Here is a 16250-nt window from a genome sequence, read left to right as displayed (position 1 = left end):
ACAACTCCTTATTGCTGCGGCGCCGGATTGGCTGACAGCCAGTTCGCCAGCTTGCAGTACTGCGCCACAGAAATATTTTCTGCTCTGAGCGAAGGATCGACGCCCAGCTCCGTCAGCTGCTCCGGCGTGAACAGGTCGCCCAGGCTGTTGCGGATGGTTTTCCGCCGCTGGTTGAACGCCTGCGTGGTGATGCGGCTCAGCATGCGCACGTCGCCCACCGGGTTCGGCAGCTCGGTGTGCGGGACCAGGCGCACCACGGCGGAATCGACTTTCGGCGGCGGCGCGAACGCGGTCGGCGGCACTTCCAGCACCGGAATGACGTTGCAGTAGTACTGCGCCATCACGGTCAAACGCCCGTAGGCCTTGCTGTTCGGGCCGGCCACCAGACGGTTGACCACCTCTTTTTGCAACATAAAGTGCATGTCGCGGATTGCCTGAGTATAGCTGAAAAGGTGGAACATCAGCGGCGTCGAAATATTGTACGGCAGGTTACCAAATACGCGCAGCGGTTGGCCAGCTTCCTCGGCCAGTTCGGCGAAATTCACCGTCATGGCGTCCTGCTGGCGGATGGTCAGCTTGTCTTTCAGCCGCGGATGGTTCTCCAACCGGGTGGCTAGATCGCGGTCCAGTTCGATCACCGTCATGCGGTCCATGCGCGCGCCAACCGGCTCGGTCAAGGCGCCGAGGCCGGGGCCGATCTCGACCACCGCTTCGCCCGGCTGCGGGTGAATGGCGGAGACAATGCTATCGATGACAAACTGATCGGTTAAAAAGTTTTGTCCAAAGCGTTTGCGGGCAAAGTGCCCTTGGTGGACTCTGTTATTCATTACAATTAATTATCATTTTAATGGCGAGATTCAGGGCCGTTTGGAAACTGCCGACATCGGCGGTGCCGGTGCCGGCCAGTTCCAGAGCGGTACCGTGGTCGACCGAGGTGCGTATGAAAGGCAAACCGAGGGTGATATTCACCGCGCGGCCGAACCCTTGGTATTTTAGCACCGGCAGCCCCTGATCGTGATACATCGCCAGCACCGCATCGGCATCTTGCAGATATTTGGGCTGGAACAGGGTGTCCGCCGGCAGCGGGCCGATCAGATGGATACCGTCAGCGCGCAGCGCGTCGAGCGCCGGGATGATGGTGTCTATCTCTTCGCGCCCCATATGGCCGCCTTCCCCGGCGTGGGGATTCAGACCGCAGACGTAAATGTGCGGCTGAGCGATGCCAAATTTGGTTTTCAGATCGTGGTCGAGAATGCGAATGACTTCGAACAGGCTCTGCTGCGTGATGGCGCCCGGCACCGCCAGCAGCGGCAGGTGGGTGGTCGCCAGCGCCACGCGCAGCTCTTCGGTCGCGAGCATCATCACCACGCGATCGCAGCGGCTGCGATCGGCAAAGAATTCGGTATGGCCGATAAACGGCACGCCGGCGTCGTTGATCACGCCTTTGTTCACCGGGCCGGTGATCAGCGCGGCAAATTCGCCGTTCAGGCAGCCGTCGCAGGCGCGCGCCAGGGTTTCCACCACGTAGGCGCTGTTGCCGACGTTCAGTTCACCGGCGGTGACCGGCTGAGCGAGCGACACCGGCAGTACGGTCAGCGTGCCGGCGCGTTGCGCCTCGGCCGGTTGCTGCGGTTGGTAGTCGCGCAGCGTCAGCGGCAGGCCCAAACGCTTGGCGCGTTCAAGCAGCAGGGCCGGATCGGCGCACACCACCAGCTCAACAGGCCAATCCTGTTGCGCCAGGGCAGCTACCAAATCCGGCCCCACCCCGGCGGGTTCGCCGGGGGTAATGACGACGCGTTTATTGCTGCGCATCGCTGCCATCGAGGATCTTCACGTAAGCCTGGGCGCGCTGTTCCTGCATCCAGGTCTGCGCCTCTTCGGCGAATTTACGGTTGAACAGCATGCGGTAAGCGCGATCTTTCTGCGCGGCGTCGGTTTTATCCACCTGACGGGTATCCAGCAGCTGAATCAGGTGCCAACCGAAGGAAGAGTGCACCGGTGCGCTGATTTCACCTTTGCTCAGCTTCAGCAACGCATCGCGGAAGGCCGGATCGTAGATGTCCGGGGAGGCCCAGCCCAGATCGCCGCCCTGCATGGCGGAACCCGGATCCTGCGACAGCTGTTTGGCTTCGTCGGCGAATTTGGCGCGGCCGCTCTTGATGGCTTCCGCAACGGATTGCAGCTTGGCGCGCGCCTGATCGTCAGTCAGCACCACCGAAGGCTTCAGCAGGATGTGACGGGCGTGCACTTCGGTGACCGACACCGACTGGCTGGCGCCGCGGATATCGTTCACTTTCAGGATGTGGAAGCCGACGCCGGAACGGATTGGGCCGACGACGTCGCCTTTCTTGGCGCTCACCAGACGTTCAGCGAACAGGGTCGGGATCTCTTGCAGCTTGCCCCAGCCCATGTTGCCGCCTTTCAGCGCCTGAGAGTCGGCGGAGTAAGTGATCGCCAGCTTGCCGAAGTCGGCGCCGCTGTTGATCTCACCCACCAGGCGTTTGGCCAGCTCTTCGGCTTTGTCGACCTGCTGCTGCGACGGGTTTTCCGGCAGCGGGATCAGGATGTGGCTGATGTTCATTTCGGTGTCGCTGCCGTTCTGCGCGCCCACCTGTTTGGCCAGCGCGTCCACTTCCTGCGGCAGGATGGTGACGCGGCGGCGCACTTCGTTGTTACGCACTTCGGAAATCAGCATCTCTTTACGGATCTGCGAACGGTAGGTGTTGTAGTTCAACCCTTCGTACGACAGGCGGCTGCGCAGCTGATCGACGTTCATGCGGTTCTGCGCGGCGATGTTGGCGATCGCTTTGTCCAGCTCGGCGTCGGAGACGGTGATGCCCATTTTCTTGGCCATCTGCAGCTGGATGTTATCCATGATCAGACGTTCGATGATCTGATGGCGCAGCGTCTTGTCGTCCGGCAGTTGCTGACCGGCCTGCTGGGCGTTGAGCTTCACCGACTGCAACAGTCCGTTGACGTCGCTTTCGAGTACCACGCCGTTATCCACGACGGCGGCGACTTTATCCACTTCTTGGGGTGCTGCGAACGCGGCATTGGCGCAAACCACCAATCCGAGAATAAGCGTTCTCCAGTTCTTCATACATTTCCCATTATGTAATCCGCAAATGCGGGTGAAAGTTCTCGTTTTCAAAGTGTTGCAAAGCGTCAGAATGCGCGCTGATACGGCAGAATGCCGGAGCGCAGCATTTCTGCGGAGCCGAGACTATGATCGCTGCTCAGGCCGCGCAGTTCGACGTTGAACGAAACTCTGTTGTCGTAAACGCTGGTATTGTTGCTGTTGTTCCAGTCGGTGATCTTGCGCTCATAGCCCAGCGTCACCGCCCAGCAGCAGGTGTTGTACTTCAGCCCCACCAGCTGATCGGCGGATTGTTTGGCACGGGTGTCGTAGTAGTACGCCCCGACCACTGCCCAACGATCGGCGATCGGCCAACTGCCGGTGATGCCCACCTGCGAGATGCCGTCCTGGAAGGCCGGAACCGTTTTGGTGTTCAACGCCGTCTGGATATATTCCGGCGTGGCGTAACGGTAGTTCAGCTGCACTACGCGCTCGGCATCCTGGCGGTATTCCACCACGCCGTTGCCCAGCGAGACGCTGTTCAGGCGGGTGTCGTACTGCAGGCCGCCGCGCAGGCCCCAACGATCGTCGATTTTCCAATAGGTATCGCCGGCCCAGGCCACGCTACCGGTATCGTCGTTGTTGTCGTACCCGGTTACCCGATCGCCGGTGCGCGAACGGCTGAAGTAGTAGATTTGACCCACGGAAGCGTTAAAACGTTCAACCAGCGCGTCATCATAAATGCGGGTGGTCAAACCGGTAGACACGCGGTTCTGCGAAGCGATGCGATCCAGGCCGCTGTAGGTGCGATCGCGGAACAGGCCGGAGTAGTCGGTCTGCAGCAGCGTGGTGTCGTAGGTGTAGATGTTGCTCTGGTCACGGTACGGCACGTACAGGTACTGCACGCGCGGCTCCAGCGTCTGGGTGGCGCCTTCGGCCCAGATCATCGGCCGCTCGAACACCAGCTTGCCGTCGACCTTGAACTGCGGCAGTACGCGGTTGACCGAATCATCGAGCTCCGGCGCGGCAGCGTTTTTGCGGCTCTGGTAGTTGGCGGCGAAACCGTCAGGAATATCCTGCTGGTAATGGGTCGCCATCACCTTGGCTTCGGTGTTCAGGCTGGCCCAGCCATTGGTGAGCGGCAGGCTCAGCGTCGGCTCCATATGCAGACGGGTGGCGTCCGGGCTGTATGGGTTGACGCTGGTGAACTTGGCCGCCTGGCCGTAGATATGGAAATCGAACGGACCGAGGTCGTTCTTGTAGTAGTTCAGATCCAACTGCGGCTGGACTTTATACGAGTCTGATTGTGAGCGATCGGTATCGTCGTAAATCTGGAACTGCTTGGAGCTCAGCGTGGCGTTCCAGTTCTCGTTGGCGTAGCCGAGGCTGAATTTCTGCGTGGCGTAGCCGTCGGTGGTGGAGCCGTATTTGGAGTCCAGATCGGTGAAGTACTTGGAATCGCTGACCTTGGTGTAATCGACGTTGAAGCGCCACACCTGATCCATAACGCCGTTGTGGTTCCAGTAGAACAGCCAGCGTTTGTTGTCGTCATGATCTTTGCCGTATTCCTTGTCGTCCGGCAACCAGTCGAACTCCATCAGGCCGAGGCCCGGCTGCACCAGATAACGGAACTCGGTCTGCCACTGCAGGCCGCGCTTGGACATATAGTGTGGCGTGATGGTGGCGTCGTAGTTCGGCGCGATGTTCCAGTAGTACGGCAACATGAACTCGAAGCCGTTGTTGCTGCCGTACTTGGCGTTCGGGATCAGGAAGCCGGAACGGCGCTTGTCGCCGACCGGCAGCTGCAGGTACGGGCTGTAGAACACCGGCACGCCGCCGATGCGGAAGCGGGCGTTCCATATTTCCGCCACCTGCTCTTCGCGATCGTGGATCACTTCGGAACCGACCACGCTCCAGCTGTCGTCGCCCGGCAGACAGGAGGTAAAGGTGCCGTTTTCCAGGATGGTGTAACGGTTGGCGCCGCGCATTTTCATCTTGTCGGCGTCGCCGCGCCCCTGACGGCCTACCATCTGGTAGTCGCCTTCATAGACGTCGGTATCTTTGGTATTCAGGTTAGACCAGGCCTTCGGGCCTTTCAGTTTGATCTGATTGTCGCTGTAGTGCACGTCGCCGGTGGCGGTGACGGTACGCACCGGTTCCGTCTGGCCGGGGTTTTGCGTCTGATTCAGCTCAACTTCTTTGGCGGTCAGGGTGCTGTTGCCCTGCTCGATATGCACGTTGCCGCTGAACAGGGCGCTTTTCGGGTAGTCGGCGCGCGAGTCATCGGCATTGATGGTCACCGGCTGGCTGTTCGGATCGCCGCTGACCAAAGGCTTGTCGTAAACAGGAACGCCAAGCATGCATTGCTCGGCCAGATCAGCCAGCGCATGCTGACTGTAGAGTGCCGTCCAAATCATCGTGGCCAGCAGTGTTGGGAAACTTTTTTTCATACGCGGTTTTGGTGTTCCGTCATCAGAGGCGTCGTGTCCGGCAAACGGTCAGAGACTATATTACTCATCTGCGTTGCGCTAGTGCTAAATCCAGCCGTTTACTTGCGTCGTCGTTAGGCGCAAAGATAAATGACAGGTATGATAATCCAAATTCTAGGAAAAATCGCCTGCGCCCTTTCCTGAAGCGAAGGAGAGCGGGCGGCTTTCGGCATGATAATTGAGGAGTATATGCAGTATTGGGGAAAACTGCTCGGCGTCATCGTCGCCATCTGGTCTGGCGCGGGATTCTGGGGTGTAGTTCTGGGGCTGATTATCGGTCATATGATCGATACGGCGCGCAGCAACAAGCGCAGCCGGGGGTTTTTCACCGACCAGCAAACGCGGCAAACGCTGTTTTTCCGCACCACTTTTCAGGTGATGGGCCACCTGACCAAATCCAAAGGGCGCGTCACCGAGGCGGATATCCAGATCGCCAGCCTGTTTATGGATCGCCTGCAGCTGCACGGCGAAGCGCGCACCGCGGCGCAGCAGGCGTTCCGCGAGGGCAAACAGAGCCAGTTCCCGCTGCGTGAGACGCTGCAGCAGTTTCGCAGCATCTGTTTCGGCCGCTTCGATCTGATTCGGATGTTTCTGGAAATTCAGATTCAGGCGGCGTTCGCCGACGGCTCGCTGCACCCGAAAGAACGTCAGGTGCTGTATGTCATCGCCGAAGAGCTGGGCATTTCGCGCGCGCAGTTCGATCAGTTCCTCAGCATGATGGAGGGCGGGCGTCAGTTCGGCGGCGGTCAGCAGGGCGGGTATTCGCAGGGCGGCTATCAGCAGGCTCAGCGCGGCCCGACGCTCGACGATGCGTGCAAGGTGCTCGGCGTGCGCAGCAGCGACGATGCCGCCACCATCAAACGCGCCTACCGCAAGCTGATGAGCGAACACCATCCGGATAAGCTGGTGGCGAAAGGCTTGCCGCCGCAGATGATGGAAATGGCCAAGCAGAAAGCGCAGGAGATCCAGGCGGCGTACGACCTGATCAAACGCGAGAAAGGTTTTAAATAACGATACCCGTCATACTTCGATCTGCAGGTGTGTTGGCTGCCCGCGCTTACCCCGGTCACGTACTTTTTGTATGCTCCCGGGGCTGCGCTTAGTTGCCGCCTTCCTGCAACTCGAATTATTTAGGGTATCCCTGGGTGATGAGCTCAGAAATCCGGTTCGGCGCGAAAGTGCATCGGCGTCTGGAAAGCGGGGTGGGTGATGCGCAACTCTTGTGCATGCAGCTGTAGCCGTGGCGCCATCGCCTTAGCCTCCGGTGGGGCGTAGAAACCGTCGCCGAGGATCGGGTGCCCCAGCGCCAGCATGTGCACCCGCAGCTGATGTGAACGGCCGGTGATCGGCGTTAGCTTCACGCGCGTGCTGCCATCGGCGTCTCGCGACAGCACCAGATACTCGGTTTGCGCCGCTTTGCCGGTGTCAAAACACACCTTTTGCAGCGGCCGGTTCGGCCAATCGCAGATCAGCGGCAAATCCACCAGTCCTTCGTCATGTTCCATATGCCCCCAAACGCGGGCGATATAGGATTTCTTCGGCTCGCGTTCGCGGAACTGACGCTTCAGCTCACGCTCGGCGGCCTTGTTGAGCGCCACCACGATCACCCCGCTGGTGGCCATGTCCAGCCGGTGCACCGATTCGGCGGCCGGATGATCGGCCTGAATGCGGGTCATCAGGCTGTCTTTGTTTTCCGGCGCGCGGCCGGGCACCGACAGCAAGCCGCTGGGCTTGTTGACCACCATGATGTGTTCATCCTGATACAGGATGTGCAGCGGGTCCTGCGGGGGATTGTAGGGTTCCATCTTGGCTCCGCGAAAAGGGCCGACCGGGGAGACGGTGGCCTCCCCATGTCGCGCCGGTTACTGGTGGGTGACCACCACCAGACGAATGGCGTCCAGGCGCCAGCCGGCTTCATTGAGGTTGGCCAGCACCTGACGGCGGTTGAACTCCAGCGCTTCGACTTCGTCGTCGCGGATGTTCGGGTTGACCGCCTTCAGCGCTTCCAGACGCGCCAGCTCGGCGCTCAGCTTGTCGTCCGCCTCTTGCTTCGCTTGTTCGATAAGCGTGCGCGCCTGCGTTTCCACCAGGCTTTCCGCCTGCTGCAGCATGGCGTGCACGTCTTGCTGCACGGCATTGACCAGCTTGCTGGAAGTGTGGCGGTTGACCGCGTTCAACTGGCGGTTGAAGCTTTCGAACTCGACCTGCGCCGCCAGGTTGGTGCCCTTGCGGTCCATCAGCATGCGGATCGGCGTCGGCGGCAGGAAGCGGGTCAGCTGCAGGTGCTTCGGCGCCTGGGCTTCCACCACGTACACCAGCTCAACCAGCAAGGTGCCGACCGGCAACGCTTTGTTTTTCAACAGGGACACCGCACAGCTGCCGGTATCGCCGGACAGGATAAGATCCAGACCGTTGCGGATGATCGGGTGTTCCCAGCTGACGAACTGCGCGTCTTCGCGCGACAGCGCCCGATCGCGATCGAAGGTGACGGTGCAGCCGTCCTGCGGCAGGCCCGGGAAGTCCGGCACCAGCATATGGTCGGACGGCGTGAGCACGATCAGGTTGTCGCTGCGATCTTCCTGATTGATGCCGACGATGTCGAACAGGTTGAGCGCGAAGCCCACCAGGTTGACGTCGTTATCTTGCTCGGCGATGGCGGCGGCCAGCGCCTGGGCTTTGTCGCCGCCGTTGGAGTGCATCTCCAGCAGGCGATCGCGGCCCTGTTCCAGCTGCGCTTTCAACTGGTCATGCTGCTGGCGGCAGGCGTGGATGAATTCGTCCAGGCCTTCCTGCTCGGTCGGCGCGGCCAGATAGCCGATCAACTGCTCGTAGCAGCTGTCGTAGATGGTGCGGCCGGTCGGGCAGGTGTGTTCGAAGGCGTCGAGCCCTTCGTGGAACCAGCGGCCCAGCACCGCCTGCGCGGTGTGCTCCAGGTAAGGCACCATGATTTGGATATCGTGCATCTGGCCGATACGGTCCAGACGGCCGATACGCTGCTCCAGCAGATCCGGGTTGAACGGCAGATCGAACATCACCAGCTGGCTGGCGAACTGGAAGTTGCGGCCTTCGGAACCGATCTCGGAACACAGCAGCACCTGCGCGCCTTCTTCTTCGGAGGCGAAGTAGGCGGCGGCGCGGTCGCGCTCGATGATCGACAGCCCTTCGTGGAACACCGCGGCGCGGATCGCTTCACGCTCGCGCAGCACCTGCTCCAGCTGCAGCGCGGTGTCGGCTTTGGCGCAGATCACCAGCACTTTTTCGTTGCGGTTGGCCAGCAGGTAATCCAGCAGCCACTCGACGCGCGGATCGAAGTTCCACCAGGTGGCGTTTTCGCCTTCGAATTCCTGATAGATCTGCTCCGGGTACAGCATGTCGCGCGCACGGGCTTCGACGGACTTTTTGGCGCCCATGATGCCGGACACTTTGATCGCGGTCTGATATTGGGTTGGCAACGGCAGCTTGATCTGGTGCAGGTTGCGGTGCGGGAAGCCCTTCACGCCGTTACGGGTGTTGCGGAACAGCACGCGGCTGGTGCCGTGGCGATCCATCAGCATCGAAACCAGCTCCTGACGCGCCTGCTCGGCGTTGTCGCCTTCGCTGTTGGCGGCCTTGAGCAGCGGCTCGATGTCCTGCTCGTCGATCAGCTCGCCCAGCAGGTTAAGCTTGTCGTCGGCCAGGCGTTCACCGCTCAGCAGCAGGGTGACGGCGTCGGCCACCGGACGGTATTTCTGCTGCTCGGCGACGAACTCGCCGTAGTCGTGGAAACGGTTCGGGTCGAGCAGGCGCAGGCGCGCAAAGTGGCTCTGTTGACCGAGCTGTTCCGGGGTGGCGGTCAGCAGCAGCACGCCGGGGATATGCTCGGCCAGCTGTTCGATCACCTGATATTCGCGGCTTGGCGCCTCTTCGCTCCAGGCCAGGTGGTGCGCTTCATCGACCACCAGCAGATCCCACTGGGCGTCCGCCAGCTCTTCCAGGCGCTGCTTGTTGCGGCGCACGAAGTCCAGCGAGCAGATCACCAACTGTTCGGTCTCAAACGGGTTGCTGCTGTCGAGTTTGGCTTCGGCGTAGCGGCTGTCGTCGAACAGCGAGAAGTAGAGGTTGAAGCGGCGCATCATCTCCACCAGCCACTGGTGCTGCAGCGTTTCCGGCACCACGATCAGCACGCGTTCGGCGCGCCCCGCCAGCAGCTGCTGGTGGATGATCATGCCGGCTTCGATGGTTTTGCCGAGGCCGACTTCGTCCGCCAGCAGAACGCGCGGCGCATGGCGCTGGCCGACTTCATGAGCGATGTGCAGCTGGTGCGGGATCAGGCTGGCGCGCATGCCGCGCAGGCCGGCGAACGGCAGGCGATACTGCTCGCTCTGGTATTTGCGGGCGCGAAAACGCAGCGCGAAACGGTCCATGCGGTCGATTTGGCCGGCGAACAGGCGATCCTGCGGTTTGCTGAAGGTCAGCTTGCTGTCCAGCAGCACTTCGCGCATCGCCACGCCGCTTTCCTGGGTGTCCAGGCGGGTGCCGATATAGGTCAACAGACCGTTTTCCTCTTTCACCTCTTCCACCTGCAGCTGCCACCCCTCGTGGCTGCTGACGGTATCGCCCGGGTTGAACATCACGCGGGTGATCGGCGAATCGTTTCTGGCATAGAGGCGGTTTTCACCGGTGGCGGGGAAAAGCAGGGTAATCATGCGCGCGTCCAGCGCCACGACGGTGCCCAGTCCTAATTCGCTTTCCGTGTCGCTGATCCAGCGTTGACCAAGAGTAAAAGGCATATATTGTCGGCTCGATTCTTTGTAAGTAAGTCTTGTTACCGGGCGGGAAGGGCCGCGGCACCTGTACTGAACGTCTGCTAATCCCGGTTTGTTTTAAATTTGGCGGGCAATAGCCGTTCACGCCATGCAGACGTCGCGAGACGGCAGGGCTAAGCGTGGTTCAGTTTTGGGAAGGGCGCTATGGTAATGGAAGGCGGCGCGTTCGTCACCTGCAAAACCGGATGATTTTTCTTAACCTGGCGCAATCTCAAAACAGCCCCATCTGCCCGGTGACCAGCGTGGTGAAATCGTCGTGCAAGAAAGGGAGTATAGCGTCTGCCACCGGTTGCAGCTGCCGTTCAAGGTAGTGCTGATAATCGATGGGCGAATGGCGGGTTTCCAGCGGTTCCGGCCCGGCCACGGTCATCACGTAGCTGATCCAGCCGCCGTTCTGATACTGCAGCGGCCGCCCCTGGCTGCGGTTGTAGTCGTCGGCGATGCGCGCGGCGCGGGCGTGCGGCGGCACGTTGCGCTGATAGTCATCGAGCTTTCTGCGCAGCCGTTTGCGGTACACCAGTTGATCGTCGAAGTCGCCGTTCAGGGTTTTGCCGACGTAATCGCGCACATAGTCCTGGTAGGGCTGTTGTTTGAAGATACGCTGATAGAGCTGCTGCTGGAACTGCTGCGCCAGCGGCGTCCAGTCGGTGCGCACCGTTTCCAGCCCTTTGTACACCATCTCTTCCTCGCCGTCGGCGCGCGCGATCAGGCCGGCGTAGCGTTTTTTGCTGCCCTGTTCGGCGCCGCGAATGGTCGGCATCAGGAAGCGGGAATAGTGGGTTTCGAACTCCAGTTCCAGCGCGTTCTCCAGCCCGAACTGCTGCAGATGCTGTTGCCACCAGGCGTTGACCCGCTGCACCAGCGCCCGGCCGATCTGCGCCGCCTGCTGCTCGTCATGCGGCTGTTTCAGCCACACGAAGGTGGAGTCGGTGTCGCCGTAAATCACCTGATAGCCTTCGGCTTCGATCAGCTCGCGGGTTTGGCGCATGATCTCGTGGCCGCGCAGGGTGATCGACGACGCCAGCCGCGGATCGAAGAAGCGGCAGCCGCTCGATCCCAGCACGCCGTACAGCGCGTTCATGATGATCTTCAGCGCCTGCGACAGCGGCTTATTGTGCTGGCGTTTGGCGGCCTCGCGCCCCTGCCAGATCTGTTCGACGATCGCCGGCAGGCAGTGTTTACTGCGCGAGAAGCGGGCGTTGCGAAAGCCGGGCACCGAGTCGGCGTCGCTTGGGTGGCGCATGCCTTCCACCAGCCCGACCGGATCGATCAGGAAGGTGCGGATGATCGACGGGTACAGGCTTTTATAGTCCAGCACCAACACCGAATCGTACAGGCCGGGCCGGGAATCCATCACAAAGCCGCCGGGGCTGTGTTCCTCCGGCTGTTCGCCGAGGTTGGGGGCGACAAAGCCCAGGCGATGCATGCGCGGCATATAGAGGTGGCTGAAGGCCGCCACCGATCCGCCGCTGCGGTCGGCCGCCAGCCCGGTGACGGTGGCGCGCTCCAGCAGGAAGTTGAGCAGGTCGGCCTTGGCGAAGATGCGCGTCACCAGCTCACAGTCCTTCAGGTTGTAGCGAGCCAGCGCCGGCTTGTCTTCGGCGAAGCGCCGGTCGATCTCCGCCATGCGTTGATAAGGATTGTCGATCGCCTTGCCTTCGCCCAGCAGTTCCTGCGAAACGTATTCCAGACTGAAGGAGGGAAAGTTCCAGGTGGCGGATTTCAGCGCCTCGATGCCATCGATGATCAGGCGGCCGGCGGCGGCGGCGAAAAAGTGATTCTGCTTGAAGCCGTGCTCGCGCCACTCCAGCAGGTTGCCGCCGCGCCCCAGCCGCAGCGGGATTTGGTAGCGCTCGGCGTGCTTTTGCAGCACCCGCAGATCGAACTGCACCAGGTTCCAGCCGATGATGGCGTCAGGATCGTGGCGCTCCAGCCAGGCGTTCAACCGTTCCAGCAGCTGGGGGCGGCTGGCGCAGTATTCCAGATCGAAATCCAGCGGCTCATCGCCGCCGTTGGCCGGTCCCAGCATGTAGACCTGCCGCTGGCCGCAGCCTTCCAGCGCGATGGAGTAAAGCTCGCCGTGGGCGGTGGTTTCGATATCCAGCGACACCAGTTTTAGCGTTGGGCGGTACTCCGGCGCCGGCTTCATTTGGCCGCTGAGCAACGGCCCATTGCCGTCGCCCTGGCCGTTGAACCACACCGGCGCTGTGATGAAGCGTTCCATCAGGTAGCGCTCCGGTGGGCGAATGTCGGCCTCGTAGACCGCAACGCCGCCTTCCCGCAGCAGTTTTTCCAGCTTGATGAGCTGACGGTGCTGGCGGCAGTACAGCCCCAGCATCGGGCGATGGTGAAAATCCGTCAGCGCCAGCGGTTTCAGTTCGACTTGCCGCTCTTCCCGCAGCAGCAGTTCCGCGCGCTGCCTTTGTTCGGCGGGGATAAACGCCACCGAGGTTTGCGGCGGCAGGCGTAGCTGACGCGGGCCGGCGTCGGTCGCCAGCCAGAATTCGACCTCGGTGCCGGCGGGCGTGTCGCGCCAGTGGCGAGTGAGCAGGAAACCCTGTTGCAGTGCTGTCATAACCCCTTCGTCTTCCGCCGGGCGGCGGGCGCGACATTCAGCGAGATGTCGGTTTTGGCGCTAATATAGATAAATTATAGTATGGGTTTTTATACAGTGATTGTCCATCGCCGCGCGGCGTTGCCAAATACGCATACAATTGATCGATTGACTCGTCTGCGGCGGCACTGGAAAATCCTCCGCCCGTTTGGCCCGAATAATCCACAGAGGTGTAATGGAAGCCTATTTACAAGATTTGATCACCCAGTCACTGGCTTTCACCCTGATGGTCGTTCTGCTGGTCGCTTTTCTGGAGTCGCTGGCGCTGGTGGGGCTGCTGTTGCCCGGCACGGTGATGATGGCCAGCATCGGCGCGTTGATCGGCAGCGGCAAGGTGGACTTTTACTACGCCTGGGCGGCGGGCATCGTCGGTTGCCTGCTCGGTGACTGGATCTCTTATTTCGTCGGCCGCGCGTTCAAGGGGCCATTACACCGTTGGTCTTTCCTGAAGAAAAACAAGGCGCTGCTAGACAAAACCGAGCACGCCTTGCACCAGCACAGCATGGCGACCATTCTGATCGGCCGTTTCGTCGGCCCGACGCGCCCGTTGGTGCCGATGGTGGCTGGCATGCTCGATCTGCCGCCGTACAAGTTCGCGCTGCCGAACATCATCGGTTGCCTGACCTGGCCGCCGGTCTATTTCTTCCCCGGCATTCTGGCGGGCGTGGCGATCGATATTCCCGCCGGCGCCGACAGCGCGATGTTCAAGTGGCTGCTGCTTGCGGCGGCGCTGCTGGTCTGGCTGGCGGTATGGTTGAGCTGGCGCTGGTGGCGCGAGGGCAAGCGCAGCGCCGATCGGCTGAGCCGTTGGCTGACACCGCTGCGGCTGCGCGTGGTGTGCGGATTGAGTTGGCTGGCGGCACTGGCGGCCGGTTATGCGCTGAGCCAGCAGCCTCTGATGCCGGTGTATCGCCACCTGCTGTGGCAGGTGTTGTCCGGGCAATGACAAAAGGGGGCGAAAGCCCCCGTTCGCCTTACTGGAAGAACGCTTCCAGCTGTTCAAATACCCGCACGTCTTCGCTGTGGCGCTTCACCTGCAGCACATCCTCCAGCTTTTCCACCTGGCTTATCATCTGCTCCAGCCGCTGATCGTCGGCGACCAATAGCCAAATGCGGCTTTGCTGGCCGTCTTTCAATGGCAGGCACAAAATGCCTTCGACGTTGAACGCGCGGCGGGCGAACAGCCCGCAAACGTGCGACATCACGCCGGGATGGTTGCGCACCGCCAGCTCCAGGATCACCTGGGGTTTATCTTGTGGTTGCAGCATGGCTTATTCTCCAATCATGTCGATGTTGGCGGCGCCCGGCGGCACCATCGGGAATACTTTTTCGTTGATATCGATCAGCGCGTGGATCAGGCAGGGGCCCGGGCGTTGGATCGCCTCGGCCAGCGCCGCCTGCGGATCTTCCGCGGCGTTCAGATCGCAGGTATCCAACCCGAATCCGGCGGCGATCTTCAGGAAGTCGGTGCGCTTCGGATAGGCGGCGGCGAAGATGCGCTGTTGGTAGAACAGGGTTTGCTGCTGGTGCACCAGCCCCAGCGCCTGGTTGTTCATCAAAATGATTTTCACGTCCAGATCGTGCTCGACCGCGGTGGCCATTTCCTGAATGTTCATCATCAGGCTGCCGTCGCCGGAGAAGCACAGCACTTTGCGCTTGGGCTCCGCCAGCGCCGCGCCGATCGCCGCCGGCAGACCGAAGCCCATGGTGCCCAGGCCGCCCGACGTCAGCCACTGGCGAGGCCGGCTCAGCGGATAGGCTTGCGCCACCCACATCTGATGCTGGCCTACGTCGGTGGTGATAATAGCGCTGTCGTCCACGCAGCGCGCGGCGGCCAGCACCAGGCCGTAATGGCTCAGCGGATCGTCGGCGTTCGGCATGTTGAACGGGAATTCGCGCTTCAGGTCATTGACGGTGTTCAGCCATTCGCTGCGCGGCTGCGTGTCGATCTGCGGCAGCAGCTGTTGCAGCACCTGGCCGACGTCGGCATGGATCGCCACGTTGGCCTGTTTGACCTTGCCCAGCTCGGCGCGGTCGATATCCACATGAATGATGGCGGCGTTAGGGCAGAACTGCTCGGTTTTGCCGATTGCCCGATCGTCGAAGCGCGCGCCCAGCACGATCAGCAGATCGGCTTCCTGCAGAATGAAGTTGGTGCTGCGCGCCGCGTGCATGCCCAGCATGCCCAGCGACAGCGGGTGTTCCACCGGCATCGCGCCCAGCGCCATCAGCGTCATGGTGGTGGGCAGACCGGCGCGTTCGGCCAGTTCCACCGCTTGCCGGTGGGCGTCGGCGCAGATGATGCCGCCGCCCAGATAGAGGATCGGGCGCTTTGCCCGGTTGATCATCGCGGCGGCCTGCGAAACCAGCGCCGGATCGAAGCTCGGAGCGGCGTCCGGCACGGCGATCGGCGGCAGCTCTTCCAGCGTGATGGTGGCGGTTTGCACATCTTTCGGCACATCGATCCAGACCGGGCCGGGGCGGCCGGACTCGGCGATGCGGAAGGCGTCGCCAATCACCTGCGGCAGTTCGCGGATATCGCGCACCAGATGGTTGTGCTTGGTGATCGGGATGGAAATGCCGTAGGTGTCCACTTCCTGGAAGGCGTCGGTGCCGATCATCGAGGAGGGCACCTGACCGGTGATGCACACCAGCGGAATGGAGTCGAGTTTGGCGTCGGCGATGGCGGTGACCAGGTTGGTGGCGCCCGGCCCGCTGGAGGCGATGCACACCGCCGCCTTGCCGCTGGCGCGCGCCATGCCTTGCGCCATAAAGCCCGCGCCCTGTTCGTGGCGCGCCAGCACGTGGTGAATGCGGGTGCTTTGGCTCAGCGCGTCATACAGCGGCAGCGCGGCGCCGCCGGGAATGCCGGCGACGGTGGTGATGCCCTGACGCTCCAGCAGATGAACGATCAATTGTGCGCCGGTGAAGCTGGTGCCCGGTTGAGGCGTGCCCGAAGTTGCCATGTTCCTGTCCTTTCTCAAGGCCGGTGAGCTTTGCTGGGCAGGGTGCTAAAACAAGAAACCCCGCCCGGTTTGCGCCGGCGGGGTTTGGGAATCGATGCGTTGATTCGGACCCTACGGCGCATTGCCGACGACCACCACCACACGCACGACGACCACCGCGGCTGGTAGCGCGGTAACTAGTAGGGTCGAAGTCAGCGAGGATGCGATCACAGGGAACCTTATCATCAGTAAAAAAAGTCAGGTTTTTATAAAAACACAGGCGCAAAATTCGCACAACAGGTTTATTGGCGCAGCATAAAA

Annotated in this window: 12 protein-coding genes; 2 read left to right on the top strand and 10 right to left on the bottom strand. The window is 61.5% G+C overall.

The window, feature by feature from the left end:
* Positions 1-8: 8 nt before the first annotated feature.
* The 4 genes from rsmA to lptD form a co-directional block, all read right to left on the bottom strand.
* A complete protein-coding gene (gene rsmA / locus ACMGF9_RS20240) occupies positions 9-827 on the bottom strand; it encodes a 16S rRNA (adenine(1518)-N(6)/adenine(1519)-N(6))-dimethyltransferase RsmA (protein WP_004932881.1) in 819 nt (272 codons plus the stop codon).
* Positions 820-1812 (bottom strand): 4-hydroxythreonine-4-phosphate dehydrogenase PdxA, encoded by a 993-nt coding sequence (pdxA, locus tag ACMGF9_RS20235; RefSeq protein ID WP_015376625.1) that lies wholly within the window; start codon positions 1810-1812, stop codon positions 820-822. The genes rsmA and pdxA overlap by 8 nt, the downstream gene beginning before the upstream one ends.
* Positions 1799-3100 (bottom strand): peptidylprolyl isomerase SurA, encoded by a 1302-nt coding sequence (gene surA / locus ACMGF9_RS20230; protein WP_004932876.1) that lies wholly within the window; start codon positions 3098-3100, stop codon positions 1799-1801. The genes pdxA and surA overlap by 14 nt, the downstream gene beginning before the upstream one ends.
* A gap of 65 nt (positions 3101-3165) precedes the next feature.
* Positions 3166-5526, bottom strand: a complete 2361-nt coding sequence (gene lptD, locus ACMGF9_RS20225; protein WP_021505352.1) for an LPS assembly protein LptD — start codon at positions 5524-5526, stop codon at positions 3166-3168.
* A 228-nt stretch (positions 5527-5754) separates the two neighbouring features.
* Between lptD and djlA the strand changes: the two genes are divergently transcribed.
* Positions 5755-6576 carry a co-chaperone DjlA gene (djlA, locus tag ACMGF9_RS20220; protein WP_118892449.1) on the top strand — a complete coding sequence of 274 codons (822 nt, stop codon included), beginning with the start codon at positions 5755-5757 and terminating at the stop codon, positions 6574-6576.
* 143 nt (positions 6577-6719) lie between these two features.
* Here the strand turns inward: djlA and rluA are convergent, their stop codons facing one another.
* From rluA to ACMGF9_RS20205, 3 genes are all read right to left on the bottom strand, one after another.
* Positions 6720-7370 (bottom strand): bifunctional tRNA pseudouridine(32) synthase/23S rRNA pseudouridine(746) synthase RluA, encoded by a 651-nt coding sequence (gene rluA, locus ACMGF9_RS20215; protein WP_004932866.1) that lies wholly within the window; start codon positions 7368-7370, stop codon positions 6720-6722.
* Between the two features lie 57 nt (positions 7371-7427).
* Positions 7428-10334, bottom strand: coding sequence for an RNA polymerase-associated protein RapA (gene rapA, locus ACMGF9_RS20210; protein ID WP_414160383.1), 2907 nt, complete (start codon positions 10332-10334; stop codon positions 7428-7430).
* A gap of 247 nt (positions 10335-10581) precedes the next feature.
* Positions 10582-12945 (bottom strand): DNA polymerase II, encoded by a 2364-nt coding sequence (locus ACMGF9_RS20205; RefSeq protein ID WP_015376630.1) that lies wholly within the window; start codon positions 12943-12945, stop codon positions 10582-10584.
* 214 nt (positions 12946-13159) lie between these two features.
* On the opposite strand from ACMGF9_RS20205, the gene ACMGF9_RS20200 reads away from it, so the two are divergent.
* Entirely contained in the window at positions 13160-13930 is a 771-nt protein-coding gene (locus tag ACMGF9_RS20200) for a DedA family protein (protein WP_015376631.1), read from the top strand.
* A 28-nt stretch (positions 13931-13958) separates the two neighbouring features.
* Here ACMGF9_RS20200 and ilvN read toward each other — a convergent pair whose 3' ends face one another.
* From ilvN to ivbL, 3 genes are all read right to left on the bottom strand, one after another.
* On the bottom strand, positions 13959-14252 hold the full coding sequence (gene ilvN, locus ACMGF9_RS20195) for an acetolactate synthase small subunit (RefSeq protein WP_016929110.1): 294 nt from the start codon (positions 14250-14252) through the stop codon (positions 13959-13961).
* A 3-nt stretch (positions 14253-14255) separates the two neighbouring features.
* The gene (gene ilvB / locus ACMGF9_RS20190) at positions 14256-15950 is read right to left on the bottom strand and encodes an acetolactate synthase large subunit (RefSeq protein WP_118892447.1); all 1695 of its coding nucleotides are present in this window, start codon (positions 15948-15950) and stop codon (positions 14256-14258) included.
* 111 nt (positions 15951-16061) lie between these two features.
* Complete coding sequence (gene ivbL / locus ACMGF9_RS20185) at positions 16062-16175, bottom strand: ilvB operon leader peptide IvbL (protein WP_154747116.1); 114 nt, start codon at positions 16173-16175, stop codon at positions 16062-16064.
* Positions 16176-16250 lie beyond the last annotated feature (75 nt).

Source organism: Serratia sp. BNK-23 (assembly GCF_047456145.1).
Classification (GTDB): domain Bacteria; phylum Pseudomonadota; class Gammaproteobacteria; order Enterobacterales; family Enterobacteriaceae; genus Serratia; species Serratia nematodiphila.
Note: the sequence above shows the minus strand (reverse complement) of the source record. Positions and strands in the feature narration are given on the sequence as shown.